General features: G+C 67.4%; 25 protein-coding genes and 1 tRNA gene. 19 read left to right on the plus strand and 7 right to left on the minus strand.

Going from position 1 to position 26,483, the window contains the following annotated elements:
* Nucleotides 1-221: 221 nt before the first annotated feature.
* On the plus strand, nucleotides 222-3,107 hold the full coding sequence (gene uvrA / locus B7P44_RS15285; protein ID WP_084905526.1) for an excinuclease ABC subunit UvrA: 2,886 nt from the start codon (nucleotides 222-224) through the stop codon (nucleotides 3,105-3,107).
* Between the two features lie 266 nt (nucleotides 3,108-3,373).
* Complete coding sequence (locus B7P44_RS15290; RefSeq protein WP_084905528.1) at nucleotides 3,374-4,459, plus strand: AI-2E family transporter; 1,086 nt, start codon at nucleotides 3,374-3,376, stop codon at nucleotides 4,457-4,459.
* Between the two features lie 88 nt (nucleotides 4,460-4,547).
* On the opposite strand, the gene purU is transcribed toward B7P44_RS15290, so the two are convergent.
* The 5 genes from purU to B7P44_RS15315 all read right to left on the minus strand — a co-directional run bounded on the left by purU (nucleotide 4,548) and on the right by B7P44_RS15315 (nucleotide 9,695).
* Complete coding sequence (gene purU / locus B7P44_RS15295) at nucleotides 4,548-5,432, minus strand: formyltetrahydrofolate deformylase (protein ID WP_084905530.1); 885 nt, start codon at nucleotides 5,430-5,432, stop codon at nucleotides 4,548-4,550.
* A gap of 104 nt (nucleotides 5,433-5,536) precedes the next feature.
* A complete protein-coding gene (locus B7P44_RS15300) occupies nucleotides 5,537-6,394 on the minus strand; it encodes an NUDIX hydrolase (protein WP_084905532.1) in 858 nt (285 codons plus the stop codon).
* 10 nt (nucleotides 6,395-6,404) lie between these two features.
* The gene (locus B7P44_RS15305; protein WP_084905534.1) at nucleotides 6,405-7,019 is read right to left on the minus strand and encodes a LysE family translocator; all 615 of its coding nucleotides are present in this window, start codon (nucleotides 7,017-7,019) and stop codon (nucleotides 6,405-6,407) included.
* Nucleotides 7,020-7,045: 26 nt separating this feature from the next.
* Nucleotides 7,046-7,612, minus strand: coding sequence for an adenine phosphoribosyltransferase (locus tag B7P44_RS15310; RefSeq protein ID WP_084905536.1), 567 nt, complete (start codon nucleotides 7,610-7,612; stop codon nucleotides 7,046-7,048).
* Between the two features lie 76 nt (nucleotides 7,613-7,688).
* Nucleotides 7,689-9,695 (minus strand): monovalent cation:proton antiporter family protein, encoded by a 2,007-nt coding sequence (locus tag B7P44_RS15315; RefSeq protein ID WP_084906713.1) that lies wholly within the window; start codon nucleotides 9,693-9,695, stop codon nucleotides 7,689-7,691.
* A 126-nt stretch (nucleotides 9,696-9,821) separates the two neighbouring features.
* On the opposite strand from B7P44_RS15315, the gene kdsD reads away from it, so the two are divergent.
* From kdsD to B7P44_RS15370, 11 genes are all read left to right on the plus strand, one after another.
* A complete protein-coding gene (kdsD, locus tag B7P44_RS15320) occupies nucleotides 9,822-10,805 on the plus strand; it encodes an arabinose 5-phosphate isomerase KdsD (RefSeq protein WP_084905538.1) in 984 nt (327 codons plus the stop codon).
* Entirely contained in the window at nucleotides 10,805-11,341 is a 537-nt protein-coding gene (locus B7P44_RS15325; RefSeq protein ID WP_084905540.1) for a KdsC family phosphatase, read from the plus strand. The genes kdsD and B7P44_RS15325 overlap by 1 nt, the downstream gene beginning before the upstream one ends.
* A gap of 3 nt (nucleotides 11,342-11,344) precedes the next feature.
* The gene (gene lptC, locus B7P44_RS15330) at nucleotides 11,345-11,959 is read left to right on the plus strand and encodes an LPS export ABC transporter periplasmic protein LptC (RefSeq protein ID WP_084905542.1); all 615 of its coding nucleotides are present in this window, start codon (nucleotides 11,345-11,347) and stop codon (nucleotides 11,957-11,959) included.
* Nucleotides 11,960-11,979: 20 nt separating this feature from the next.
* On the plus strand, nucleotides 11,980-12,645 hold the full coding sequence (gene lptA / locus B7P44_RS15335) for a lipopolysaccharide transport periplasmic protein LptA (protein ID WP_084905543.1): 666 nt from the start codon (nucleotides 11,980-11,982) through the stop codon (nucleotides 12,643-12,645).
* Nucleotides 12,642-13,418, plus strand: a complete 777-nt coding sequence (gene lptB / locus B7P44_RS15340; RefSeq protein ID WP_084905545.1) for an LPS export ABC transporter ATP-binding protein — start codon at nucleotides 12,642-12,644, stop codon at nucleotides 13,416-13,418. Before lptA ends, lptB begins: the two co-directional genes overlap by 4 nt.
* Before the next feature lie 165 nt (nucleotides 13,419-13,583).
* Complete coding sequence (locus B7P44_RS15345) at nucleotides 13,584-15,089, plus strand: RNA polymerase factor sigma-54 (RefSeq protein ID WP_084905547.1); 1,506 nt, start codon at nucleotides 13,584-13,586, stop codon at nucleotides 15,087-15,089.
* Nucleotides 15,090-15,247: 158 nt separating this feature from the next.
* The gene (gene hpf, locus B7P44_RS15350; RefSeq protein ID WP_017334258.1) at nucleotides 15,248-15,616 is read left to right on the plus strand and encodes a ribosome hibernation-promoting factor, HPF/YfiA family; all 369 of its coding nucleotides are present in this window, start codon (nucleotides 15,248-15,250) and stop codon (nucleotides 15,614-15,616) included.
* A gap of 191 nt (nucleotides 15,617-15,807) precedes the next feature.
* Nucleotides 15,808-16,320 carry a PTS sugar transporter subunit IIA gene (locus tag B7P44_RS15355; RefSeq protein WP_084905549.1) on the plus strand — a complete coding sequence of 171 codons (513 nt, stop codon included), beginning with the start codon at nucleotides 15,808-15,810 and terminating at the stop codon, nucleotides 16,318-16,320.
* A 131-nt stretch (nucleotides 16,321-16,451) separates the two neighbouring features.
* Entirely contained in the window at nucleotides 16,452-17,420 is a 969-nt protein-coding gene (hprK, locus tag B7P44_RS15360) for an HPr(Ser) kinase/phosphatase (protein WP_010090664.1), read from the plus strand.
* 76 nt (nucleotides 17,421-17,496) lie between these two features.
* Entirely contained in the window at nucleotides 17,497-18,405 is a 909-nt protein-coding gene (rapZ, locus tag B7P44_RS15365) for an RNase adapter RapZ (RefSeq protein WP_084905551.1), read from the plus strand.
* A gap of 26 nt (nucleotides 18,406-18,431) precedes the next feature.
* Nucleotides 18,432-19,070 (plus strand): LON peptidase substrate-binding domain-containing protein, encoded by a 639-nt coding sequence (locus B7P44_RS15370; RefSeq protein ID WP_084905553.1) that lies wholly within the window; start codon nucleotides 18,432-18,434, stop codon nucleotides 19,068-19,070.
* 25 nt (nucleotides 19,071-19,095) lie between these two features.
* Here B7P44_RS15370 and mutY read toward each other — a convergent pair whose 3' ends face one another.
* Both mutY and mutM read right to left on the minus strand, forming a co-directional pair.
* On the minus strand, nucleotides 19,096-20,202 hold the full coding sequence (gene mutY / locus B7P44_RS15375; RefSeq protein ID WP_084905555.1) for an A/G-specific adenine glycosylase: 1,107 nt from the start codon (nucleotides 20,200-20,202) through the stop codon (nucleotides 19,096-19,098).
* Nucleotides 20,203-20,227: 25 nt separating this feature from the next.
* Entirely contained in the window at nucleotides 20,228-21,058 is an 831-nt protein-coding gene (gene mutM / locus B7P44_RS15380; RefSeq protein WP_084905557.1) for a bifunctional DNA-formamidopyrimidine glycosylase/DNA-(apurinic or apyrimidinic site) lyase, read from the minus strand.
* 87 nt (nucleotides 21,059-21,145) lie between these two features.
* On the opposite strand from mutM, the gene B7P44_RS15385 reads away from it, so the two are divergent.
* The 6 genes from B7P44_RS15385 (at nucleotide 21,146) to B7P44_RS15410 (ending at nucleotide 26,403) form a co-directional block, all read left to right on the plus strand.
* Nucleotides 21,146-22,972 carry a tetratricopeptide repeat protein gene (locus B7P44_RS15385; RefSeq protein WP_084905558.1) on the plus strand — a complete coding sequence of 609 codons (1,827 nt, stop codon included), beginning with the start codon at nucleotides 21,146-21,148 and terminating at the stop codon, nucleotides 22,970-22,972.
* The gene (lolB, locus tag B7P44_RS15390) at nucleotides 22,972-23,592 is read left to right on the plus strand and encodes a lipoprotein insertase outer membrane protein LolB (protein ID WP_084905561.1); all 621 of its coding nucleotides are present in this window, start codon (nucleotides 22,972-22,974) and stop codon (nucleotides 23,590-23,592) included. The genes B7P44_RS15385 and lolB overlap by 1 nt, the downstream gene beginning before the upstream one ends.
* 31 nt (nucleotides 23,593-23,623) lie before the next feature.
* Entirely contained in the window at nucleotides 23,624-24,505 is an 882-nt protein-coding gene (ispE, locus tag B7P44_RS15395; RefSeq protein ID WP_084905563.1) for a 4-(cytidine 5'-diphospho)-2-C-methyl-D-erythritol kinase, read from the plus strand.
* A 52-nt stretch (nucleotides 24,506-24,557) separates the two neighbouring features.
* Nucleotides 24,558-24,634 (plus strand) — tRNA-Gln (locus B7P44_RS15400).
* A 45-nt stretch (nucleotides 24,635-24,679) separates the two neighbouring features.
* Entirely contained in the window at nucleotides 24,680-25,636 is a 957-nt protein-coding gene (locus tag B7P44_RS15405; protein ID WP_084906715.1) for a ribose-phosphate pyrophosphokinase, read from the plus strand.
* Between the two features lie 161 nt (nucleotides 25,637-25,797).
* Nucleotides 25,798-26,403 (plus strand): 50S ribosomal protein L25/general stress protein Ctc, encoded by a 606-nt coding sequence (locus B7P44_RS15410; protein WP_084906717.1) that lies wholly within the window; start codon nucleotides 25,798-25,800, stop codon nucleotides 26,401-26,403.
* Nucleotides 26,404-26,483 lie beyond the last annotated feature (80 nt).

A 26,483-nucleotide genomic window follows, 5' to 3' on the forward strand; every position in this document is an offset into this window, starting at 1 on the left:
GGGCGGCGGAAGATCACGGCCGTCGGCACCGGGCGGGCGGCCGGGTGCGACGCGAGCCATCGGCAGGCCGCCCCGGCGCGCGCAAGGCCGTGCGGCGGGCAGCCGTCCCGGCGCGGGCGGCGGCCTTGCTGACAGCTGCTGCAATAGTCGGGAGCCCCGAACGACGGTCTCGAAAAGCCGTTATAGTAGCAGGTTTGGTTCCCCTCCTTTTCGCCAGGTTCATGGAACAGATCCGCATCCGTGGGGCGCGCACCCACAACCTGAAAAACGTCAATCTCGACCTGCCGCGCCACAAGCTGATCGTGATTACCGGGCTGTCCGGGTCAGGCAAGTCGTCGCTCGCGTTCGATACCCTTTATGCGGAAGGGCAGCGCCGCTACGTCGAAAGCCTGTCCGCGTACGCGCGCCAGTTCCTGCAGCTGATGGAGAAACCGGACGTCGACCTGATCGAGGGTCTGTCGCCCGCGATCTCGATCGAGCAGAAGGCGACGTCGCACAACCCGCGTTCGACCGTCGGCACGGTCACCGAAATCCACGACTACCTGCGACTTTTGTACGCACGGGTCGGCACGCCGTATTGCCCGGACCACGACATCCCGCTGGAAGCGCAGAGCGTGTCGCAGATGGTCGACGCGGCGCTCGCGCTGCCCGAGGACACCAAGCTGATGATCCTCGCGCCCGTCGTCGCGAACCGCAAGGGCGAGCACGCGGACCTGTTCGAGGACATGCAGGCGCAGGGCTTCGTGCGCTTTCGCGTGCGCTCGGGCGGCGGCACCGCGAACGAAGGCGTCGCGAAGATCTACGAGGTCGACTCGCTGCCGAAGCTCAAGAAGAACGACAAGCACACGATCGACGTCGTCGTCGATCGCCTGAAGGTGCGCCCGGACATGAAGCAGCGCCTCGCCGAGTCGTTCGAGACGGCGCTGCGCCTCGCCGACGGCCGCGCGATCGCGCTCGAGATGGATACCGACAAGGAGTACCTGTTCAGCTCGAAGTTCGCGTGCCCGATCTGCTCGTACTCGCTGCAGGAGCTCGAGCCGCGCCTGTTCTCGTTCAACAACCCGATGGGCGCGTGCCCGGAATGCGACGGCCTCGGCCAGATCACGTTCTTCGATCCGAAGCGGGTCGTCGCGCACCCGTCGCTGTCGCTCGCCGCGGGCGCGGTGAAGGGCTGGGACCGGCGCAACCAGTTCTACTTCCAGATGCTGCAGAGCCTCGCGGCGTTCTACGAATTCGACATCGACGCCGCGTTCGAGGATCTCCCCGAGAAGATCAGGAAGGTGCTGCTGTACGGCTCGGGCAAGCAGACGATCCCGTTCTCGTACATCAACGAGCGCGGCCGCACGACGATCCGCGAGCACGTGTTCGAGGGGATCATCCCGAACCTGGAGCGCCGCTACCGCGAGACCGACTCGGTCGCGGTGCGCGAGGAGCTGTCGAAGTACCAGAACAACCAGCCGTGCCCAGCGTGCGACGGCACCCGCCTGCGCCGCGAGGCGCGCCACGTGCGGCTCGGCGCGGGCGACTACGCGCGCGCCATCTACGAAGTCAGCAGCTGGCCGCTGCGCGACGCGCTCGGCTACTTCGACGCGCTGACGCTCGACGGCGCGAAGCGCGAGATCGCCGACAAGGTGATCAAGGAAATCGTCGCGCGGCTGACCTTCCTGAACAACGTCGGCCTCGACTACCTGTCGCTCGAGCGCAGCGCGGAAACGCTGTCGGGCGGCGAGGCGCAGCGCATCCGGCTCGCGTCGCAGATCGGCTCGGGCCTCACCGGCGTGATGTACGTGCTCGACGAGCCGTCGATCGGCCTGCACCAGCGCGACAACGACCGCCTGATCGCGACGCTCAAGCACCTGCGCGACCTCGGCAACTCGGTGATCGTCGTCGAGCACGACGAGGACATGATCCGCACCGCCGACTACGTGGTCGACATGGGCCCCGGCGCGGGCGAGCACGGCGGCGTGGTGGTCGCCGAAGGCACGCCGAAGCAGGTGCAGGCGAACGCGCAGTCGCTGACCGGCCAGTACCTCGTCGGCAAGCGCACGATCGAGTATCCGGACGAGCGGATCTCGCCCGAGCCGGAGCGGATGCTGCGCATCCTCGACGCGCACGGCAACAACCTGAAGCACGTCGACCTCGAGCTGCCGGTCGGCCTCCTGACCTGCATCACCGGCGTGTCCGGCTCCGGCAAGTCGACGCTGATCAACGACACGCTGTATCACGCGGTCGCGCGCCACCTGTACGGCTCGTCGGCCGAGCCGGCGCCGCACGAGGCGATCGAGGGCCTCGAGCATTTCGACAAGGTGATCAACGTCGACCAGTCGCCGATCGGCCGCACGCCGCGCTCGAACCCGGCCACCTACACGGGCCTGTTCACGCCGATCCGCGAGCTGTTCTCCGGCGTGCCGACCTCGAAGGAGCGCGGCTACGATCCGGGCCGCTTCTCGTTCAACGTGAAGGGCGGCCGCTGCGAGTCGTGCCAGGGCGACGGCGTGCTGAAGGTCGAGATGCACTTCCTGCCGGACGTCTACGTGCCGTGCGACGTCTGCCACGGCAAACGCTACAACCGCGAGACGCTCGAAGTCCAGTACAAGGGCAAGAACATCAGCGAAGTGCTCGACATGACGGTCGAGCATGCGTACGAGTTCTTCAACGCGGTGCCCGTCGTCGCGCGCAAGCTGAAGACGCTGCTCGACGTCGGCCTCGGCTACATCCGCCTCGGCCAGTCGGCGACGACGCTGTCGGGCGGCGAGGCGCAGCGCGTGAAGCTGTCGCTCGAGCTGTCCAAGCGCGACACGGGCCGCACGCTGTACATCCTCGACGAGCCGACCACCGGCCTGCACTTCCACGACATCGCGCTGCTGCTCGAAGTGATCCACCGGTTGCGCGACCAGGGCAACACGGTCGTGATCATCGAGCACAACCTCGACGTGATCAAGACGGCCGACTGGGTGATCGACCTCGGCCCGGAAGGCGGTGCCGGCGGCGGCCAGATCATCGCGCAGGGCACGCCCGAGCAGGTCGCGAAGACGAAGGCGAGCTTCACCGGCAAGTACCTCGCGCCGCTGCTCCGGCGCACCAGCCGCAAAGTCGCGGCGGGCTGAGCCCGCCGCACCGCGCGCGGCTAGGCGGCCGCGCGCGCCCCCTCCCCGGCCGCCGTTCGGCGCCGCTTCCCTTTCTGCGTGACACCCTGCGCCAAACGCCCGGTTGCGGCCCATAATGGCGGCTATACTTTACGGTCGTAAGGTTTGCCATCCGCACCAATCCGGTGCAGCGAAAGGCAGACGCTGCCCGGCCGGACCCCGCACGGCACGGCGCACGACAAAGCGCTAAAGCGTCAACTCCGGCCGAGCCGACACAGGAAAACACGATGGAGAAGCAACACGAGTCGCCCAGCGACGCGCAGAACAAGGAACCGCACCTGCGCAGCGTCCGGCTGACGAGCGACTTCAGCCTGCCGAAACTGTCGGCGATCGAGGTCGGCAGCTACCTGCTGGCGCTCCTCTCGATGTGGCTCGTCCTCGAGCTGAGGCTGCTCGGCGGCATGCTGGCCGGCCTGCTCGTCTACCAGCTGATCCACACGATCGCGCCCGTGATCGAACGGCACACGACGAGCATGCGGGCGCGCTGGGTCGCGGTCGTGCTGCTGTCGGTCGCGATCGTCGGCGCGCTGACGGGCCTCACGATCGGCATCATCGAGCACTTCGAGCACGCGGTGCCGAACCTGCAGGGCCTGCTCGGCCAGCTGATGCAGATCGTCGAGCAGACCCGCGCGCGCACGCCGGCCTGGATCGCGAACCTGCTGCCCGTCGACGTCGAGCAGATGAAGACGAAGGCGGCCGTGCTGATGCACTCGCACATGGACCAGCTCCAGCAGAGCGGCAAGAGCGTCGCGCGCGGCTTCGGCCACGTGCTGTTCGGGATGATCATCGGCGCGATGATCGCGATCGGCGTCGAGCACGGCAAGGTGCGCCGGCCGCTGTCGACCGCGCTCGTCACGCGCGTGTCGCGCTTCGCCGACGCGTTCCGCCGGATCGTGTTCGCGCAGATCAAGATCTCGGCGATCAACGCGTTCTTCACGGGCATCTACCTGCTCGTCGCGCTGCCGATCTTCCACCAGCAGTTGCCGCTGTCGAAGACGCTCGTGCTCGTCACGTTCATCGTCGGCCTGCTGCCGGTGATCGGCAACCTGATCTCGAACACGCTGATCGTCGCGGTGTCGCTGTCGGTGAGCATGGGCACCGCGATCGCGTCGCTCGCGTTCCTCGTGGTGATCCACAAGCTCGAATACTTCCTGAATGCGAAGATCATCGGCGGCCAGATCGAGTCGCGCGCGTGGGAGCTGCTGCTCGCGATGCTCGTGATGGAAGCCGCGTTCGGGCTGCCGGGCGTGATCGCCGCGCCGATCTTCTATGCGTACGTGAAACGCGAGCTGCATACGCTGCGGCTGATCTGACGCGCAAGACCCGGCTCGGTCCGCCAGAAAAAACGCCGCGCCCCTTGCAGGGCGCGGCGTTTCGTTTTCTGCTCAGTAGAACGGCGGCTCAGCGGAACACGACCGTCTTCGTCCCGTTCAGCACGATCCGGTGCTCGACGTGCCACTTCACCGCGCGCGCGAGCGTCACGCACTCGACGTCGCGGCCGATCGCGGTCAGCTGGTCCGGCGTCATGCTGTGATCGACGCGCTCCACTTCCTGCTCGATGATCGGGCCTTCGTCCAGGTCGGTCGTCACGTAGTGCGCAGTCGCGCCGATCAGCTTCACGCCGCGGTCGAACGCCTGGTAGTACGGCTTCGCGCCCTTGAAGCTCGGCAGGAACGAATGGTGGATGTTGATCGCGCGCCCGGCGAGCTGTTCGCACAGGTTCGGCGACAAGATCTGCATGTAGCGCGCCAGCACGACGAGGTCGGCCTGGTGCTCGTCGATCACTTCCAGCACGCGCGCCTCCTGCGCGGCCTTCGCGGCGTCGGTCGAGCCGCCGACGAGCGGGAAGTGATGGAACGGGATGTCGTAGCTCGCGGCGAGCTGGTAGAAATCCTTGTGGTTCGACACGATCGCCGGAATCTCGATCGGCAACTGGCCCGTGCGATAGCGGAACAACAGGTCGTTCAGGCAATGGCCGATCTTCGACACCATGATCACGACGCGCGGCTTCACCGCCGCGTCATGCAGCTCCCAGCGCATCGCGAACTGCTCGGCGAGCGGCGCGAACTGCGCGCGCAGCGCGTCGAGCGTCGCCGCGACGTCCGCGCCGCTGCCGTTCTGGTCGAAGTGCACGCGCATGAAGAATTCGCCGGTGCGGCTGTCGCCGAACTGCGCCGAATCGATGATGTTGCTGCCGCGCTCGAACAGGAAGCCCGAGACCGCGTGGACGATGCCGTGCCGGTCGGGGCACGACAGTTTCAGGATAAAGCTGTGATCGACCGACATGACCGTACTCCCTTCGTTTCCGTATTCGTGAAAATGGTGGCGCGTGCAACAGGCGCGTGCAACAGGCGCGCGCAGCGGGCGCGCGGCCGGCGCCGCGCATCGCGTCAGGCCGCCGGCGCGAACAGCGCGTCGATGCCCGCCGCGTCATCCGCCGCGAGCCAGCGGTGGCGCAGCAGCGTGTCGAGCATCGCGAGGCTCGCGTCGAGCGTCGCGTCGCCGTCCCGCAGCCAGCCGATCACCTCGGGCACGCCGGCCAGCAGGTGCTCGGCGACTTCGCCATCCTGGTTGTGCGGCGCGAAGTCGCGCGGCAGCGGCAGGTCGTAGACGAACAGCAGTTCGGACTGCGTGCCTTCCGGCAGCGAGCAGAGCACCTGCACCGCGCGGCCCGCGATCGCGCGCGCCGCCAGTTCGGGCGGAATGCCGGCTTCCTCCCAGCACTCCTTGGCCAGCGTCTCGTGAACGCCGAGCCCCCAGCCGATGCCGCCCGCGACGACGTTGTCGAGCATGCCGGGGTCGGTCGCCTTGGTCGCGCTGCGGCGGCCGAGCCACATCTGCGGCGCAACCGGCGCCCCCGGCCGAGCCGCATATTCTACGATGCCATTCAGATGCACCGCATAAGTCTGCGTGCCGAAGAACCGCGACGCGGCCCGCTCGATGTACGCGAGCGGCGGATCGTCGAAGCGGTTGCGGATCGCGTAGATCTCGTCGCGCCAGCCGGGGATCGCGCCTTCGGCCGCGAGCGCGCCGATCGCGCTCGCGAGCGCCATGCTGCGCGCGTCGACCGTGTCGTAGCGCTCGGACAGCACGACGCGGTCGTCCGTCAGGTCGAACACGTCGGGCCAGCGGGTCAGCCGCGCTGCGTCCGAACGCCGCACCCAGCCTACGGCCAAGCCAGCGATCACGAAACGCAGGTGCGCGGCCGGATCGAAGCGGCGCGCGGCGGCGATGCACGGAAACGTCATGCGGCCCCCTTCAGTCCTTCAGCGCGACACGGATGCCGATCGCGATGAACGTCGCGCCGGCGAGCCGGTCGAGCCACACGCCCGCCTTCGGCCGGCGTTTCAGCCACGTGCCGATCGCGCCGGCGCACACGCCGAACAGCGAGAAGACCGCGGCCGTCTGCAGCATGAACAGCACGCCCAGCTCGAACATCTGCAGCGTCACGCTCTGCGCGCCGTGGGCGTCGACGAACTGCGGCAGGAACACGACGAAGAACAGCGTCACCTTCGGGTTCATCAGGTTGCCGAGCACGCTCTGGCGGAAGATCGACCGCAGCGGCTGCGGCGCGCGCGTGTGCGCGGTCGCGAGGCCCTGGCTGCGCAGCGCCTTGATGCCGATCCAGATCAGGTACGCGGCGCCCGCGAGCTTCAGGATCTGGAACGCGACCGGCGACGAGCGCAGCACCGCCGCGACGCCGAGCGCGGCGAGCGTCGTGTGGAACGTCACGCCGGCGGCGAAGCCGAGCGCCGCGACGAGGCCGGCCGCGCGGCCCTGCGAGATGCCGCGCGCGAGCACCTGAAGGTTGTCCGGGCCGGGCGCGAACGTGATCGCGATCGACGTGGCGAGAAACAGCATGAAGTTCGGCATCTTGACCTCGCTGCGTAAGCCGGCGCTCAGTGGCCGGCGAATTCGGTGACGTTGTAGACGGGCAGCCCCGCGTTGCGCAGCAGCGCCGAGCCGCCGAGATCCGGCAGGTCGATGATCGCCGCGCCCTCGACGACGACCGCGCCGAGCCGCTGCAGCAGGTTGCGCCCCGCCATCATCGTGCCGCCGGTCGCGATCAGGTCGTCCATGATGATCACGCGGTCGCCGGGCCGGCACGCATCCTCGTGGATCTCGACGGTCGCGCTGCCGTATTCGAGGTCGTACGACTCGCGCTGCGTCTTGTACGGCAGTTTGCCGACCTTGCGGATCGGCACGAAGCCGACGCTCAGCTCATACGCGACGATCGGCGCGATGATGAAGCCGCGCGCGTCGAGGCCCGCGACGTAGTCGAGCTTCGCGTCGACATAGCGCTCGACGAACAGGTCGACCAGCACGCGCAGCGCCTTCGGGCTTTGCAGCAGCGTCGTGATGTCGCGGAACTGCACGCCCGGCTGCGGCCAGTCGGGCACCGTGCGGATCTGGCTGTGAATGAAGGCGGCCGGATCGACCGGCGCCCCCGACGACGAATGCGGCATGAAACTCTCCGAAAAAAACGGTGCGCGACGTTTCGGGCACCGTTCAGAAAATACGGGTCAGGTTATGGATCGCCGCTCACACGGCGGTGGCCGGCGGCTCGCGCCGATGGCGCGACAGGCGCTCCTCCGCGAGCGCCAGCGCTTCGGGCAGCCCGCGCAGCACGACGATGTCGCTCGCGCGCAGCTTGGTCTGCGGATCCGGCTCGACGCCGCGAATCCCGTGCCGGCGGATCGCCGTGACCTCGAGCCCGAGCGCGAACAGCCCGAGCTCATCCAGCGAGCGCCCGACCGCGTCCGCGCGCGCGTCGACCGGCACCGATTGTAGCCGCACCTGCTCGTGGTCGTCGTCGTCCGCGTCGTCGGCGCCGCGGAAGTAGCCGCGCAGCAGGCTGTAGCGCTCGTCGCGCATCTCCTCGACGCGCCGCACGACCTTGCGCATCGGCACGCCGACCAGCACCAGCGTATGCGACGCGAGCATCAGGCTGCCCTCGACGATTTCCGGAATCACCTCGGTCGCGCCGGCGGCGAGCAGCTTCTCCAGGTCGGCGTCGTCGACGGTGCGCACGATCGCCGGCAGCGTCGGCTCGAGCTCGTGCACGTGATGCAGCACGCGCAGCGCCGACGGCGTGTTCGCATAGGTGATCGCGACCGCCGCCGCGCGGTGGATACCGGCCGCGAGAAGCGACTCGCGGCGCGCCGCGTCGCCGAACACGACCGATTCGCCCGCGGCCGCGGCCGCGCTCACGCGATCGGGGTCGAGGTCGAGCGCGACGTACGGAATCCCTTCCTGCTCCAACATCCGCGCCAGGTTCTGGCCCGCGCGGCCGTAGCCGCAGATGATCACGTGGCCGCGCTGCTTGAGGCTTTGCGTCGCGATCCGGGTCATCTGCAGCGACTGCTGCATCCATTCGGTCGACGACAGCCGCATCACGATCCGGTCCGCGTTCTGGATCAGGAACGGCGCGGCGAGCATCGACAGCAGCATCGACGCGAGGATCGCCTGCAGCAGCGTCGAATCGACGAGGTGCCGGTCGAGGATCAGGTTCAGCAGCACGAAGCCGAATTCGCCGGCCTGCGCGAGGCCGATGCCGGTGCGCATCGCGACGCCCGGCGTCGCGCCGAACAGCCGTGCGAGCCCCGTGATCATCGTGCCCTTGAACAGGATCTGCCCGACGAAGAAGCCGAACACGAGCAACGGATGCTCCCAGATCACGCGCGGATCGAGCAGCATCCCGGTCGTCACGAAGAACAGGCCGAGCAGCACGTCGCGGAACGGCTTGATGTCTTCCTCGACCTGATGGCGGAACGGCGTCTCGGCAATCAGCATCCCCGCGATGAACGCGCCGAGCGCGAGCGACAGGCCGAACTTGTCGGTGAAGAACGCGGCGCCGAGCGTGACGAGCAGCAGGTTCAGCACGAACAGCTCCTGCGAGCGGCGCCGCGCGACGACGTTGAGCCAGCGGGTCATGAAGCGCTGCCCGACGATCAGCAGCAGCGCGAGCGCGATCACGATCTTCACGGCCGCGAACCCGAGCGTGAGCATCAGGTCCTTCGACGACTCGGCGCCGAACGCGGCGATCACGATCAGCAGCGGCACGACCGCGAGATCCTGGAACAGCAGCACGCCGAAGATGTTGCGGCCGTGCTCGGTCTCGATCTCGAGGCGCTCGGCGAGCATCTTCGACACGATCGCGGTCGACGACATCGCGAGCGCGCCGCCGAGCGCGATGCAGCCCTGCCACGTGATATGCATCCAGCGCTCGAACAGCGCGCCGAGCACGAGCGCGAGCACGAGCGTCGCGACCACCTGCAGCAACCCGAGGCCGAACACGAGCCTCTGCATCGCCCGCAGCTTCGCGAGCGAGAACTCGAGGCCGATCGAGAACATCAGGAACACCACGCCGAATTCCGCGAGATGCTCGGCCCGCTCGAGGTCCGCCGCGACGCCGAACGCGTGCGGGCCGACCAGGATGCCGACGGTCAGGTAGCCGAGCATCGGCGGCAGGTTCAGCGAACGGAATACGACGACGCCCACCACCGAAGCCAGCAGCAGCAGGAGCGTCATTTCGAGCGGGGAAATCACGGGCGAAGCGTCCTCGGTCGTCGGGGCCACGGCAAAGCAGGCGCGGCATGGTGGCGGGAGACAGGCGACATCGGACGAGTCCGAACGGCCGGCGCGGCGAACAAACGCCTTTGCTATACTCCGCGCATGATAGCGAAAATCAATGATGATCGGGCGCTCGCGCTCGCCCGCGACGTGCTCGACATCGAGGCGGACGCCGTGCGCGCGCTGAGCGACCAGCTCGACGGCGACTTCGTCAAGGCCGTCGCGCTGCTGCTCGGCTGCGGCGGCCGCGTGGTGGTCTCCGGAATCGGCAAATCGGGGCACATCGCCCGCAAGATCGCGGCCACGCTGGCCAGCACCGGCACGCCCGCGTTCTTCGTCCATCCGGCCGAGGCCAGCCACGGCGACCTCGGGATGGTCACGGCCGACGACGTGTTCATCGGCATCTCGTACTCCGGCGAGTCGGAAGAACTCGTCGCAATCCTGCCGCTCGTGAAGCGGATCGGCGCGAAGCTGATCGCGATCACGGGCCGCGCCGAATCCAGCCTCGGCCAGCTCGCCGACGTCAACCTGAACGCCGCGGTCGCGAAGGAAGCGTGCCCGCTCAACCTCGCGCCCACGGCGAGCACCACCGCCGCGCTCGCGCTCGGCGACGCGCTCGCGGTCGCGGTGCTCGACGCGCGCGGCTTCGGCTCCGAGGATTTCGCGCGCTCGCACCCGGGCGGCGCGCTCGGCCGGCGCCTGCTCACCTACGTGCGCGACGTGATGCGCACCGGCGACGAGATTCCGTCCGTCGGGCTCGACGCGACGCTGTCCGACGCGCTGTTCCAGATCACCGCGAAGCGGCTGGGGATGACGGCCGTGGTCGACGCCGACGGCAAGGTCGCCGGGATCTTCACGGACGGCGACCTGCGCCGCGTGCTCGAACGCGACGGCGACTTCCGCCGGCTGCCGATCGTCGACGTGATGACGCGCCAGCCGCGCACGATCGGGCCGGATCACCTGGCGGTCGAGGCGGTGGAACTGATGGAGCGCCACCGGATCAACCAGATGCTGGTGGTCGATGCCGGCGGCGCGCTGCTCGGCGCGCTGAACATGCACGACCTGTTCTCGAAGAAGGTGATCTGATGACCGCTGCGCTGACCGCAGCCGAGCGCGCGAGCCGTGTGAAGCTGATGATTTTCGACGTCGACGGCGTGCTGACCGACGGCGGCCTGCTGTTCACGGCCGCCGGCGACGCGATGAAGTCATTCAATTCGCTCGACGGGCACGGCGTGAAGCTGCTCGGCGAGGCCGGCATCGCGACCGCGATCATCACGGGCCGCAAGTCCGACATCGTCGCCGCGCGCGCGAAGGAAATGAAGATCGCGCACCTGTTCCAGGGCGTCGAGAACAAGCTCGCCGTGTTCGGCGAGCTGACCGCGTCGCTCGGCATCGCGCCGGACGCATGCGGCTACATGGGCGACGACTGGCCCGACCTGCCGGTGATGCTGCGCAGCGGCTTCGCGGCCGCGCCGGCGAACGCGCACCCCGAGGTGATCGCCCGCGCGCACTGGGTCGCCGAGGCCCGCGGCGGCCAGGGCGCGGTGCGCGAGGTCTGCGACGCGATCCTGCGTGCGCAGCGCCGCTACGACGCGCTGCTCGCGCAAGCCTGCGGGGCCTGACGGATGAATCCTCACTTCCGCTGGACCCAGCTGCTGCCGCTCGCCGCGGTCGCGGCGCTCGCGGGCATCACCTGGTGGCTGCTGCAGGCGACGCTGCCGCCGCCCGGCGTCGGCGCCGCGCAGCAGAAGCAGCACACGCCCGATTATTTCGCGGACAACTTCTCGGTGACCGAGCTCGACCAGTCCGGCGCGACCCAGTACCGGCTGACCGCGGCGAAGCTGATCCACTACGAGGACACCGAGTCGAGCGACCTGACCACCCCGGCGATGCGCGCGTTCCAGCCCGGCAAGCCGATCGTGACGACCACCGCGAAGCGCGGCACCGTCAACGGCGACGTGTCGATCGTCGACCTGTACGACGACGCGCGCATCCTGCGCGCGGCGGGCGGCGGCGATCCGCAGATGCAGGCGGATTCCCAGCATTTCCGGATCTTCGTCAATGACGATGTGATCCAGACCGAAAAGCCGGTTAAACTTCAGCGCGGCCTGTCGCTCGTCAACGCGACCGACGGCATGAAGTACAACAACGTCACCCGGGTCATCGAGCTTTACGGCAACGTGCGCGGCACGATCGCCGCGTCGGACGCGTCCGGCGGCTCGAAAGGTCAACCCAAGTAACTCATCCCACGCGTGACTGCATGAACGAATCGTTCCCGTGTCAGATTTACGGCGGCGCCCGGCGCGCCGCCCGCGTCGCGCTCGCCGCGACGCTCGTGGCGCTCCCGCTGGCCGGGCTGGCGCCGCTCGCCCATGCCGAAAAGGCCGATCAGGGCAAGCCGATCAACGTCGAAGCGGACAACCTGACCTACGACGACCTTAAGCAGGTCACCATCGCGACCGGCAACGTCGTGATCACGAAGGGCACGATCATCATCAAGGGTGATCGCGTCGAGGTGCGCCAGGATCCGGAAGGCTATCAGTACGCGACCTCGTACGGCAGCGGCAAGAAGCACGCGTCGTTCCGCCAGAAGCGCGAAGGGCTCGACGAATACATCGACGGCGACTCGGAACGCATCGACTACGACGGCAAGCAGGACCTGACGACCCTCACGACCACCGCGACCGTGCGCCGCCTGCAGGGCACGTCGACGATCGCCGACACCGTGCACGGCAGCGTGATCACCTACGACGGCCAGCGCGACTTCTACACCGCGCGCGGCGGCAAGGACGTCGCGGCGCCGGGCAACCCGAACGGCCGCGTGCGCGCGATGCTGTCGCCGCGCAACGGCGGCCCCGCCCCGCTGAACGGGGCGCCGGCCAAGCTGGCGCCGTCGACCACGATCCAGGGGGCGCCGGGCCAATGAACGCGCTACCGAACCGCCAGCCGGCCGGCACCAGCAGCTCGCTCGTCGTCCGCAACCTGAAGAAGCGCTACGGCTCGCGCACGGTGGTCAAGGACGTGTCGCTCGACGTGAAGAGCGGCGAAGTCGTCGGCCTGCTCGGCCCGAACGGCGCCGGCAAGACCACGTCGTTCTACATGATCGTCGGGCTCGTGCCGCTCGACGCGGGCGAAATCTCGCTGAACGGCAGCTCGATCAGCCTGCTGCCGATCCACAAGCGCGCGTCGCTGGGGCTGTCGTACCTGCCGCAGGAAGCGTCGGTGTTCCGCAAGCTGACCGTCGAGGAAAACATCCGCGCGGTGCTCGAGTTGCAGCACGACGACGGCGGCAAGCGCCTGTCGAAGGACGCGATCGCGTCACGCACCGAGGCGCTGCTCGACGAGCTGCAGATCAGCCACCTGCGCGAGAATCCGGCGCTGTCGCTGTCCGGCGGCGAACGTCGCCGCGTCGAGATCGCGCGCGCGCTCGCGACCAACCCGAGCTTCATCCTGCTCGACGAGCCGTTCGCGGGCGTCGACCCGATCGCGGTGCTCGAGATTCAGAAGATCGTCAAGTTCCTGAAGCAGCGCAACATCGGCGTGCTGATCACGGACCACAACGTCCGCGAAACGCTCGGCATCTGCGACCACGCGTACATCATCAGCGACGGCTCCGTGCTCGCCGCCGGCGCGCCGAGCGAAATCATCGAGAACGAAAGCGTGCGCCGCGTCTATCTCGGCGAACACTTCCGCATGTAACCCGTCGTCGAGGACGCGCCCCGCCCGGTCACGCCGCGCGGGGCCGCGCCCCGTTTCACTGTCCCGTTTGCGGCCCGCTCGCGGCCGGACGGGCGCCGCGCGTAATCGCGGATGGCTCAAGGCGCCTGGGTCGTGGCAAACTGCCGGTATGACTCCCTCCCTGCCATGAAAGCCAGCCTTCAACTCCGCCTGTCGCAACACTTGGCGCTGACGCCGCAACTGCAGCAGTCGATCCGGCTCCTGCAGTTGTCGACGCTCGAACTGCAACAGGAAGTGGCGATGGCGGTCGCCCAGAATCCGCTGCTCGAGAGCGACGACGAATGGATCGCGAGCCCGCTGCGCGTTGCAGCGGACGGTTCGCTGATCGCGCAGACGCCGCCCGCGTCGAACCCCGAGCCGATGGCGGCCACGAACGGCGCTGGCCAGACCGGCGAGCGCACCGAACGCGACGAGCCGGCCGCCACGGACGACTACGACGGCTACGCCGCCGGCGACAGCGACGGCCCGCAGTGGAACCTCGACGAATTCGGCCGCGCGAGCGGCGCGTCGGACGACGACGACCTGCCGCCGCTGCAGGTCCAGGAGGCGGCGACGTCGCTGCGCGACCACCTGTCCGCGCAGTTGCGGGTCACGCAGGCCGGGCCGCGCGACCGCGCGCTCGTGATGTTCCTGATCGAATCGCTCGACGACGACGGCTACCTGACCGCAACGCTCGACGAGGTGCTCGCCGACCTGCCGCCCGAACTCGAAGTCGACTGCGACGAACTGAACGCCGCGCTCGCGCTGCTGCACAGCTTCGACCCGGCCGGGGTCGGGGCCCGCTCGGCGTCCGAGTGCCTGAAGCTGCAACTGCTGCGGCTCGATCCGTCCCCGACGCGCACGCTCGCGCTCGAGATCGTGTCGCAGTATCTCGAACTGCTCGCCGCGCGCGACTTCACGCGCTTGCGCAAGCACCTGAAGGCGAGCGACGACGCGCTGCGCGACGCGCACGCGCTGATCCGCTCGCTGGAGCCGTTCCCCGGCGCCGCGTACGGCAAGGCCGAAGCGGACTACGTCGTGCCCGACATCATCGTGAAGAAGGTCGGCCAGGGCTGGCAGGCTGAGCTGAATCCCGAGGTCATGCCGCGCCTGCGGATCAACAACCTCTACGCGAACATCCTGCGCAACAGCCGCGGCGATCCGTCCGCGGGTTCGCTCAAGCAGCAACTGCAGGAAGCGCGCTGGCTGATCAAAAATATCCAGCAGCGGTTCGACACGATCCTGCGTGTTGCACAGGCTATTGTCGAACGTCAGAAGAATTTCTTTGCGCACGGCGAAATCGCCATGCGCCCCTTGGTTTTGCGGGAAATAGCTGATACGCTGGGCCTACACGAGTCGACTGTCAGCCGTGTGACAACCGGGAAGTACATGCTGACCCCGTTCGGGACGCTTGAATTTAAGTACTTCTTCGGATCTCACGTCTCGACCGACACCGGTGGCGCCGCATCGTCGACCGCCATCCGTGCCCTGATCAAGCAACTGATAGGAGCCGAAGACCCAAAATCGCCTCTTTCGGACAGCCGAATTGCCGAACTGCTGGCAGAACAAGGCTTCGTGGTCGCGCGCCGCACGGTTGCGAAATATCGCGAAGCCCTCAAGATCCCGGCAGTGAATCTGCGCAAGTCTCTTTAAGCCTGCTGCCTGCCCGGCGGCAGGCGTGTTCCGGCCACCGCGCATACGGGGAACAGGCCGGGCGACCTGTCCGCCAACTGCCGCACCGTGCGGCACGGGCATGTCGACCGGAGCGCCGCCTCGATGCGGCCGCGTGGTCACTCGCTTGGAGAAGCACTATGAACCTGAAGATCAGTGGACATCATCTCGAAGTCACGCCTGCAATTCGCGAATACGTGATCACCAAGCTGGACCGGGTGCTACGGCATAGCGATCAGGTGATCGATGGCACTGTGATCCTCTCGGTCGACAATCACAAGGAAAAGGACAAGCAGCAACGCGCGGAAATCAATCTGCATCTGAAGGGCAAGGACATCTTCGTCGAAAGCGCAAACGGCAACCTGTACGCAGCAATCGACCTGCTGATCGACAAGCTGGACCGCCAGGTCGTGAAGCACATGGAGCGCCTGCAAACGCATGCGCATGATCCGATCAAGCTTCAGCCGGCGGTCGAGCAATTCGAACAGATCGAACTGCCGCCGCAGTAACCTGCCATAGCCGCATCGCCACGCCGCCCGGTTCGCCGGGCGGTTTTTTTTGTGTCACGGCGCAGCGCCGCCCGCATCCGCGCCACGCTCCCGCCCGTGTTCTATAATGCTTCGGTTATTGCCGGGGGGCGTTGGGTACGGTCGCCGTGCCTTGCAGGTCTCCATCGCCTAACGCCTTGATATTGCCAAACATGGAAAATCAGTCTGCCGCCGCGAGGAGACCCCAGGCCGCCCTATCGCCTGCCAACATGAATCGCCTAGCCAAAATCCTGCCCCTAGAGAACGTCGTCATCGACCTCTCCGTCACCAGCAAGAAACGCGTCTTCGAACAAGCCGGGCTGATCTTCGAGAATCAGAACGGCATCGCCCGCAGCACCGTCACGGACAACCTGTTCGCACGCGAGCGCCTCGGTTCGACCGGGCTCGGCGAAGGCGTCGCGATTCCGCACGGGCGCATCAAGGGCCTCAAGCATCCGCTCGCCGCGTTCGTGCGGCTTGCCGAGCCGATTCCGTTCGAAGCGCCCGACGGCCAGCCCGTTGCGCTCCTGATCTTCCTGCTCGTTCCCGAGCAAGCCACCCAGCAGCACCTCGAGATCCTGTCGGAAATCGCGCAGCTGCTGTCCGACCGCGATGCGCGCGAGCGTCTGCACAATGAAACGGATCGCGCCGAGTTGCATAGCCTGCTCACTCAGTGGCAACCTTGAGTTGATCCGGGCGGTATATTTTCCCGAACGAGGCGGCACGCGCCGCCATCCCGGGCCGCCCGGCGCCGGCCCGGCGTGGCGACGAGCGTCGCCGCCACGCGCGCGCACCGGCTCATTGGAGTGACGGACTCATGGATACGTCCAGCATCAACGCCCAGAGCATCTTCGACGACAACGCCGCCACGCTGAAGCTGAGCTGGCTGACGGGGCATGAAGGCTGGGAACGCGGCTTTTCCGCGGATACCGTCGCCAATGCGACGTCGAGCGCCGACCTCGTCGGCCACCTGAACCTGATCCACCCGAACCGGATCCAGGTGCTCGGCGAAGCCGAGATCGACTACTACCAGCGGCAGACCGACGAAGACCGCTCGCGCCACATGGCCGAGCTGATCGCCCTCGAGCCGCCGTTCCTCGTCGTCGCCGGCGGCGCCGCGGCCCCGCCCGAACTGGTGCTGCGCTGCACGCGCTCGTCGACGCCGCTGTTCACGACGCCGATGTCCGCCGCCGCGGTGATCGACAGCCTGCGCCTCTACATGTCGCGCATCCTCGCGCCGCGCGCCACGCTGCACGGCGTGTTCCTCGACATCCTCGGGATGGGCGTGCTGCTGACGGGCGACTCGGGCCTCGGCAAGAGCGAACTCGGCCTCGAGCTGATCAGCCGCGGCCACGGCCTCGTCGCCGACGACGCGGTCGATTTCGTGCGTCTCGGCCCCGATTTCGTCGAAGGGCGCTGCCCGCCGCTGCTGCAGAACTTGCTCGAAGTGCGCGGCCTCGGCCTGCTCGACATCAAGACGATCTTCGGCGAGACCGCCGTGCGGCGGAAAATGAAGCTGAAGCTGATCGTGCAGCTGGTGCGGCGCCCCGACGGCGAGTTCCAGCGCCTGCCGCTCGAAAGCCAGACGGTCGACGTGCTCGGCCTGCCGATCAGCAAGGTCACGATCCAGGTCGCGGCCGGCCGCAACCTTGCGGTGCTGGTCGAGGCGGCGGTCCGCAACACGATCCTGCAGTTGCGCGGCATCGACACGCTGCGCGATTTCATGGATCGGCAACGACTTGCGATGCAAGATCCCGATAGCCAGTTCCCCGGCAAGCTCGTGTAACCTGCACCGGTGCAGGCGCGCGGCGCGGGCGCGTCGTGCCGGTGCTATGATGAAACGTCAGGATTTTCTGCTTCCCATGCGCATAGTTCTCATCACCGGCATTTCCGGCTCCGGCAAGTCCGTCGCGCTGAACGCGCTGGAGGACGCGGGCTACTACTGCGTCGACAACCTGCCGCCGCACGTGCTGCCCGAGCTGGCCCGCTACCTGGCCGAGGAAGGCCAGCTGCGGCTCGCGGTCGCGATCGACGCGCGTTCAAGCGCGTCGCTCGACGAAATGCCCGGCCTGATCCGCGCGCTGTCGCGCGAGCACGATGTGCGCGTGCTGTTCCTGAACGCGAGCACCCAGGCGCTGATCCAGCGCTTCTCCGAGACGCGCCGCCGCCATCCGCTGTCCGGCTCGCCGTCGCACGACGCCGACGTCGGCCTGCTGTCGTCACTCGAAGAGGCGATCGAGCGCGAGCGCGACCTGGTCGCGCCGCTCGCCGAATTCGGCCATCAGATCGACACCAGCAACCTGCGCGCGAACGTGCTGCGCAGTTGGGTCAAGCGGTTCATCGAGCAGAAGAACGACGACCTGATGCTGATGTTCGAATCGTTCGGCTTCAAGCGCGGCGTGCCGCTCGACGCGGACCTGATGTTCGACGTGCGCGCACTGCCGAATCCGTACTACGACCACGAGTTGCGCCCGCTCACCGGGCTCGACCAGCCGGTCATCGCGTTTCTCGACGCACTGCCGATCGTCCACCAGATGATCGACGACATCCATGCGTTTCTCATCAAATGGCTGCCGCACTTCCGCGAAGACAATCGCAGCTACCTGACCGTCGCCATCGGCTGCACGGGCGGGCAGCATCGCTCGGTCTTCATCGCGGAAACGCTCGCCACGCGCCTCGCGGCCGAGGCGAACGTGATCGTGCGGCATCGTGACGCACCGGTGGATGTCGGCGCGTCGTCGCGGCTCGTGACCGAGGTCGCAAGACCCTAGCGACGCCGCCTCCTCATCAGCGCGCCATGTCCTCTCTCTCCACCACCCTGCTCGACCTGCCGCTGTTTCCGCTGCATACGGTGCTGTTTCCCGGAGGGCTGCTGCCGCTCAAGGTGTTCGAGGCGCGCTATCTCGACATGTCGCGAGCGTGTCTGCGCGACAACGCGCCGTTCGGCGTCTGCTTGCTGAAGAGCGGGCCGGAAGTCGCGCAGGAAGGTGCGGTGTCGGTACCGGAGACGATCGGCTGCATGGCCCGCATCGTCGAATGCGACACCGGCGAATTCGGGATGCTGTTTCTGCAGGCGATCGGCACGCAGCGCTTCGAGCTGCTGTCGCACCGCGTCGAGGCAAACGGGCTGCTCGTCGGCATCGCCGAGCCGCTGCCCGACGACATTCCGCTCGAAGGCGAGCAGGCGCTCGCGCAGTTCGGCGCGTGCTCGGAGGTGCTGGAGCGCATCATCGATGCGCTGAAGCAGAAGAACGAGCCCGACAAGCTGCCGTTCTGCGAACCGTTCCGGCTCGACGATCCGAGCTGGGTATCGAACCGTCTCGCCGAACTGCTGCCGCTCGATCTGCGCGCGCGGCAAAAGCTGATGGAGTTTCCCGACGTCGGCGCGCGCATCGACGCCGTCCATCATGTGCTGAACCGGCACGGCTGGCTCTGACCGCCCGCCGCGCGTTCCACGCGAGTTACAGCAGCGGCCCGCTCAACGCATCGAGCAGCTTGCGCACCGGCGCGGGCACGCCGTACGCGTCGAGTCGGCTCAGCGGCACCCATGCGGTTTGCGCATCCTGCGCGACGACGACGCTGTCGCCACCGTCGCCCATTTCGCTCAGCCGCGGCTCGATCTCGAGCTTGAAATGCGTGAACGTGTGCGTCAGCGGCGCGAGCGGCACCGGCCCGCCGCCGCCCAGACCACGCGCGCGGTCGGCGAGCGCCGCGTCGCCGTCGGCCTCCGGCAGGCTCCACAACCCGCCCCAGATGCCCGCCGGCGGCCGCCGCTCGAGCAGCACCGCGTCGCCGTCGCGCAGCACGAGCATCCAGGTCTTGCGCGTCGGCACCTTCTTCTTCGGACGCGCCGCCGGCAATTCGCGCTGCCGGCCGGTGGACTGCGCCACGCAATCGCCAGCGAACGGGCAGCGCGCGCAATCCGGCTTGCCGCGCACGCACAGCGTCGCGCCGAGATCCATCAGGCCTTGCGTGTATGCGCTCACGTCGGCTGCATTCGCGGCATCGGGCAGCAGCGATTCGGCCAGCGCCCACATGTCGTTCTCGACACGCTTCTCGCCGGGGAAGCCTTCGACGCCGAACACCCGCGCGAGCACGCGCTTCACGTTGCCGTCGAGAATCGTCGCATGCGCGCCGAACGCGAACGACGCGATCGCCGCGGCGGTCGAGCGGCCGATGCCGGGAAGCTCGGCGAGCGCATCCGGCGTCGCCGGGAACGCACCGCCGTGCTCGGCGACCACCACCTGCGCGCAGCGGTGCAGGTTGCGCGCACGCGAGTAGTAGCCGAGGCCAGCCCACAGCGCCATCACGTCGTCGGCCGGCGCGGCGGCGAGCGCGGCGACGTCCGGAAAGCGGTCGAGAAAGCGCAGGTAGTACGGCACGACGGTCGACACCTGGGTCTGCTGCAGCATGATTTCCGACAGCCAGATGCGATACGGATCACGCGTGTTCTGCCACGGCAGGTCATGGCGTCCGTGCGCGCGCTGCCACGCGATCAGGCGCGTGGCGAACGTGCGGTGCAGCGGCGTGACGGGAAACGGAGCGGGGGCAATACGGGGCGGCTTCAAGATGACAAGAAAGGGGCAAAAGGTTTCAACGCTGGCACGTCGGACAGAAATAGGTCGACCGCTGGCCCTGCACGATCTGCCGGATCGGCGTGCCGCACACGCGGCAAGGGTGGCCCGCGCGATCATAGACGAAGCAATCGAGCTGGAAGTAGCCGCTCTCGCCGTTGCTGCCGACGAAATCGCGCAACGTGCTGCCGCCGCGCTCGATCGCGTCGGCGAGCGTCGCGCGCACGGCGTCGGCCAGCCGCTCGTAGCGCGGCAGCGACACCTTCCCGGCGGCGGTGGTCGGCCGGATGCCGGCGCGGAACAGGCTCTCCGATGCATAGATGTTGCCGACGCCGACGACGATGTCGCCCGCGAGCAGCGCCTGCTTCACCGACACCGAGCGCCCGCGCGTGCGCGCATGGAGCAGCGCGCCGGTGAAGGCCGGCGAGAACGGTTCGACGCCGAGGCTCGCGAGCAGCGGGTGCGCGTGCACGTCGCCCGCCTCGCGCGGATGCCACAGCACGGCGCCGAAGCGGCGCGGATCGCGGTAGCGCAGCACGAATTCGTCGAAGATCCAGTCGATGTGGTCGTGCTTCGCGGCGGCGGGCGGCGCGCCGGCGGTCGGCAGCACGCGCAGCGTGCCCGTCATGCCGAGATGCACGATGAACCAGCCGGCGTCGACCTCGAACAGCAGGTACTTGCCGCGCCGCTCGACGCCGAGCACCTCGCGCGCGCGCAACTGCTCCGCGAGCCCGGCCGGCACCGGCCAGCGCAGCATCGCGGTACGGACGTCGACGCGCTCGACGCGCCGACCCGCGACAAAGGGTTCGATACCCCGGCGGGTCACTTCGACTTCTGGCAACTCTGGCATGTTCTGGGGATCTCAAGCTGGTAGTCGTGATTGTGCGTGTATTGTAGCGAGCGCGTTACAATCGACCGAAACATCGAACGGATTTCCATGACCCTGCCCTTGAAGCTGCTTCAGAAGCGCCCCGCCGCCGACGCGCGCGGCTTGCGCGCCTTCCCGGTCCGCCGCGTGCTTGGCGCCGCGCTGATCGCCGCATGGACTTTCGCGGCCATTCCGGCCCACGCGCAGATGCCCGCGCCGGATGACGACGAGTCGCAGGGCGCGTTCGACCATGTCTTGCCGGACGAGAAAAAGAATCTCCCGAGCGTGCCGCTGACGAGCCAGATCGTCTACCAGGTGCTCGCCGCGGAAGTCGCGCTCCAGCGCAACCAGCCCGCGCCGGCCTTCCAGACCTATCTCGCACTCGCGCGCGACACGCGCGATCCGCGCATGGCGCAGCGCGCGACCGAAATCGCGCTCGCCGCGCAGAGCCCGGCCGATGCGCTGTCCGCCGCGAACCTGTGGCGCCAGTACGCGCCGGATTCGAACCGCGCGTCGCAGGTCGACGCCGCGCTGCTGGTGCTCGCCGGCAAGCCGGCCGACGCGCAGCCGATGCTCGCGCGCGAACTTGCCCGCGCGACCGGCGACACGCGCGGCCCCGCGATCCTCGCGCTGCAGGCGCTGCTCGCGCGCGGCGCCGATCGTGTCGGCGGCCTCGCGGTGCTGCGGGACATGCTGAAGAACGACATGAATCGCCCGGAGGCGCAACTCGCGCTCGCCCGGCAGCAGCTCGCGACCGACGACAAGGACGGCGCCGCGCAATCGCTCAAGCAGGCGCTGCAGATCCGGCCGGACTACCTGCCCGCGGCGCTGATGCTGTCGCAGATGGGTCCCGCGGAGCGCGCGGCCGGCATCGCGTCGTTCGAGAAGTATGTTCAGCAGAATCCGAAGTCGCGCGACGCGCGGCTCGCGCTGTCGCAGCTGTATCTCGCGGACGAACGCCTCGACGACGCACAGAAGCAGTTCGAGACGATGCGCAAGCTCGACTCGAAGGATCCGACGCCGCTGATGGCGCTCGCGCTGATCAAGATTCAGCAGAAGAAGCTCGACGACGCGACGTCCTACCTGAAGCAGTACGTGCAGCTCGGCGAGAAGCAGCCGAACGCCGACGTCGGCCAGGGCTACATCTACCTCGCCCAGATCGCGATCGACCAGGGCAACGACACGGCCGCGTCGCAATGGCTCGACAAGGTCGACCAGACGAGCCAGCACTACCTGCCCGCGCAGATCACGCGCGCGCAGCTGCTGCAGAAACAGGGCAAGACCGACGAAGCGCGCAAGGTGCTCGACAACCTGCCGGTCAACGATCCGCGCGACGCCGCCGTGATCGCGCGCACCGACGCTTCGATCCTGTTCACCGCGAAGCGCTACGGCGAAGCGGAGACGCGCCTGTCGCGAGCCGTCGACGATTTCCCGGACGATCCGGACCTGCGCTACGACTACGCGATGGCGGCCGAGAAGACCGGCCACTACACGACGATGGAAAAGCAGCTGCGCGAACTGATCCGCACGCAGCCCGACAACCCGCAGGCGTACAACGCGCTCGGCTATTCGCTCGCCGACCGCAACCAGCGCCTGCCGGAAGCCAGCAAGCTGATCGAGAAGGCCGTCGCGCTCGCGCCGAACGACGCGTACATCATGGACAGCCTCGGCTGGGTGAAATTCCGGATGGGCGACTCCGCCGGCGCGACGACGGTCCTGCGGCGCGCGTACGACCTGCAGCCGAACGCCGAAATCGGCGCGCATCTCGGCGAGGTGCTGTGGAAGAGCGGCGCGCAGGAAGAAGCGCGCACCGCGTGGCGCGCGGCGCAGAAGCTCGAACCGGACAACGACACGCTCGTGCAGACGCTCAAGCGCCTCCAGATCAACGGCCTCTGATGCGGATGGCCCGGATGTTTTCCCTGTCCTCACGTGCAGCGCGCGGCATCGCCGCGGCGGGCGCTGCGATTGCGCTCGCCGGTTGCGCGAGCACGCCGCCATCGGCGAGCGCGCCCGGCGGCGTGCTGCAGACCGCCGCGACGCACGCGTATCACGGCCGCTTCGCGGTGCAGTACAACGACCGCCTCGGCAGGCCGCAGAACGTGTACGGCAACTTCGACTGGCAGGAGCACGGCGACGACGTGTCGCTCGAGCTGCGCAGCCCGCTCGGCCAGACGCTCGCGATCGTGAAGTCGTCGCCGCGCACGGCGTCGCTCGAGTTGCCGAACCGCCAGCCGCAGTTCGCAACGGATGTCGACCTGCTGATGCAGAACACGCTCGGCTTCTCGCTGCCGCTCGCGGGGCTGCGCTACTGGCTGCAGCCGACGCCCGCGCCCGCCTCGCCGGCCGCGACCGTGCGCGACGCCGAAGAAGACGGCGCCCGCATCAAGCAGATCCGCCAGGACGGCTGGACGATCGATTACCTCTCGTACGCGGATGCGCCGGCCACCGGCGTCAAGCGCGTGAACCTCGTGCGCGCGACGCCGCCGCTCGACATCAAGCTCGTGCTCGACCAGTGAGCACGCGCGCCTAGCCTGACACGACACCAGCATGACCGACTCGACCCGCTCGCTGCGCAATTGCCTTGCGCCCGCGAAACTCAACCTGTTCCTGCACATCACCGGCCGCCGCCCGAACGGCTATCACGACCTGCAGAGCGTGTTCCAGCTGCTGAACTGGGGCGACACGCTGCACTTCACGCTGCGCGACGACGGCAAGGTCGCACGCGCAACCGACGTGCCGGGTGTGCCCGAGGAAAGCGATCTCGTCGTGCGCGCCGCCAACCTGCTGAAGGCGCACACCGGCGCGGCGGCCGGCGTCGACATCGAGATCGACAAGCGCCTGCCGATGGGCGCGGGCCTCGGCGGCGGCAGCTCCGACGCGGCGACGACGCTGCTCGCGCTGAATCGTCTGTGGCAGCTGAATCTGCCGCGCGCGGAACTGCAATCGCTCGCAGTGAAACTCGGCGCGGACGTGCCGTTTTTTATTTTTGGAAAAAATGCGTTCGCAGAGGGTATCGGAGAAGAATTAGCTGAGGTAGAATTGCCGACTCGCTGGTTCCTGGTTGTGACGCCAAGCGTTCATGTCCCGACCGCTGAAATATTTTCAGATGAGTTGTTGACAAGAGATTCAAAGCCAGTCACAATTACGGACTTTCTTGCACTGCAAAGCAGTGATGCAGGATGGCCAGACAGTTTCGGCCGGAATGACATGCAGCAAGTTGTGACAAGTAAGTACGCGGAAGTTGCGCAGGTGGCTAAATGGTTGTATAATGAGGCCCCCGCGAGAATGACCGGCTCCGGAGCAAGCGTGTTTGCAGTGTTTCATAGCAAGCGCGAGGCAGAAGCGGTGAAAGCCAAGCTGCCCGCCGGTTGGAACGGCGCAGTTGCCGAGAGCTTGAACGAGCATCCGCTCTTCGCTTTCGCGTCATGAAGTTTTGCTTTATCGGATGACCTACAAGTCCGGTGAAGTTTCAGTTGAGTGTAGGGGAGTCGCCAAGTTGGTCAAGGCACCGGATTTTGATTCCGGCATGCGAGGGTTCGAGTCCTTCCTCCCCTGCCAAAAATTTTCCCGCATTTTCCCGCCCAAGCCCGAAGCAGGTGCATGATGAGCAGCCATGACGGCCTGATGGTTTTTACTGGCAACGCGAATCCCGCGCTTGCTCAGGAAGTCGTCAATATCCTTGGTATTCCCCTCGGCAAGGCAATGGTCAGCCGTTTCTCCGACGGCGAAATCCAGGTCGAGATCCAGGAAAACGTGCGCGGCAAGGACGTCTTTGTCCTGCAATCCACGTGCGCACCGACCAACGACAACCTGATGGAACTGATGATCATGGTCGATGCGCTCAAGCGCGCATCCGCCGGCCGGATCACCGCAGCCATCCCCTACTTCGGCTACGCCCGCCAGGATCGCCGCCCGCGTTCGGCGCGCGTCGCAATCTCGGCGAAGATCGTCGCGAACATGCTGGAAATCGCCGGCGTCGAGCGGATCATCACGATGGATCTGCACGCCGACCAGATTCAGGGCTTCTTCGACATTCCGGTCGACAACATCTACGCAACGCCGATCCTGCTGGGTGACCTGCGCAAGCAGAACTACTCGGATCTGCTCGTCGTGTCGCCGGACGTCGGCGGCGTGGTCCGCGCCCGTGCGCTCGCGAAGCAGCTCAACTGCGACCTCGCGATCATCGACAAGCGTCGCCCGAAGGCGAACGTCGCCGAAGTGATGAACATCATCGGTGAAGTCGAAGGCCGCACCTGCGTGATCATGGACGACATGGTCGACACCGCCGGCACGCTCTGCAAGGCCGCGCAAGTGCTGAAGGATCGCGGCGCGAAGCAGGTGTTCGCGTATGCGACGCACCCGGTGCTGTCGGGTGGCGCCGCCGAGCGCATCGCCGCATCGGCGCTCGACGAGCTGGTCGTTACCGACACGATCCCGCTGTCCGCAGAATCGCTGGCCTGCTCGAAGATCCGCTCGCTGACGAGCGCGAGCCTCCTGGCCGAGACGTTCTCGCGGATCCGCCGCGGCGATTCGGTGATGTCGCTGTTCGCGGAATCCTGATCGGGATACCGACAAGCAAAGCATGCGCAGAAAGCGAAGCGGCAACGCTTCGCTTTTTGCACAATCGGCCGGGACGTACGAAACCCCGGCCGTTTCATCAGGGGCCGCCGTTTTGACGGCCCGTCTTACTGCCTGGTCGCGGGCAGCACATGGAGAATCACATGAAAGTCGTCGCTTTCGAGCGCCAACAGCAAGGTACGGGTGCGAGCCGCCGCCTGCGCAACGCTGGTAAGACCACGGGTATCGTCTACGGTGGCGAAGCAGCCCCGCAAATGATCGAACTCGATCACAACGCCCTGTGGCACGCGCTGAAGAAGGAAGCCTTCCACTCGTCGATCCTCGACCTCGAAGTGGCCGGCGCATCGCAGCAAGTCCTGCTGCGTGACGTTCAGTACCACCCGTTCAAGCAACTCGTGCTGCACGTGGACTTCCAGCGCGTCGACGCGAAGAAGAAGCTGCACACGAAGGTGCCGCTGCACTTCCTGAACGCTGAAGTCAGCCCGGCCGTGAAGCTGTCGAGCGCGATCATCTCGCACGTCGCGACGGAAATCGAAGTTGAATGCCTGCCGGCCGACCTGCCGGAATTCCTCGAACTCGACCTGTCGAAGATCGAAGCGGGCCAATCGCTGCACGCGAAGGACATCACGCTGCCGAAGGGCGTCGCGCTGGTCGCCCACGTCGACGCTGAAAACCCGGTCATCGCATCGGCAGCTCTGCCGGCCGGCGCCGTGTCGGACGCGGCTGAAGGCGAAACGCCGGCTGCCTAAGCGCCTTTTCGATCCGTTTTTCGAAACGGTCGACGCAACCCGCCGCGGCTTGCCCGGCGGGTTTTTCTTTTTTGCGCCCA

Source organism: Burkholderia ubonensis subsp. mesacidophila (assembly GCF_002097715.1).
Taxonomy (GTDB): Bacteria; Pseudomonadota; Gammaproteobacteria; order Burkholderiales; family Burkholderiaceae; genus Burkholderia; species Burkholderia mesacidophila.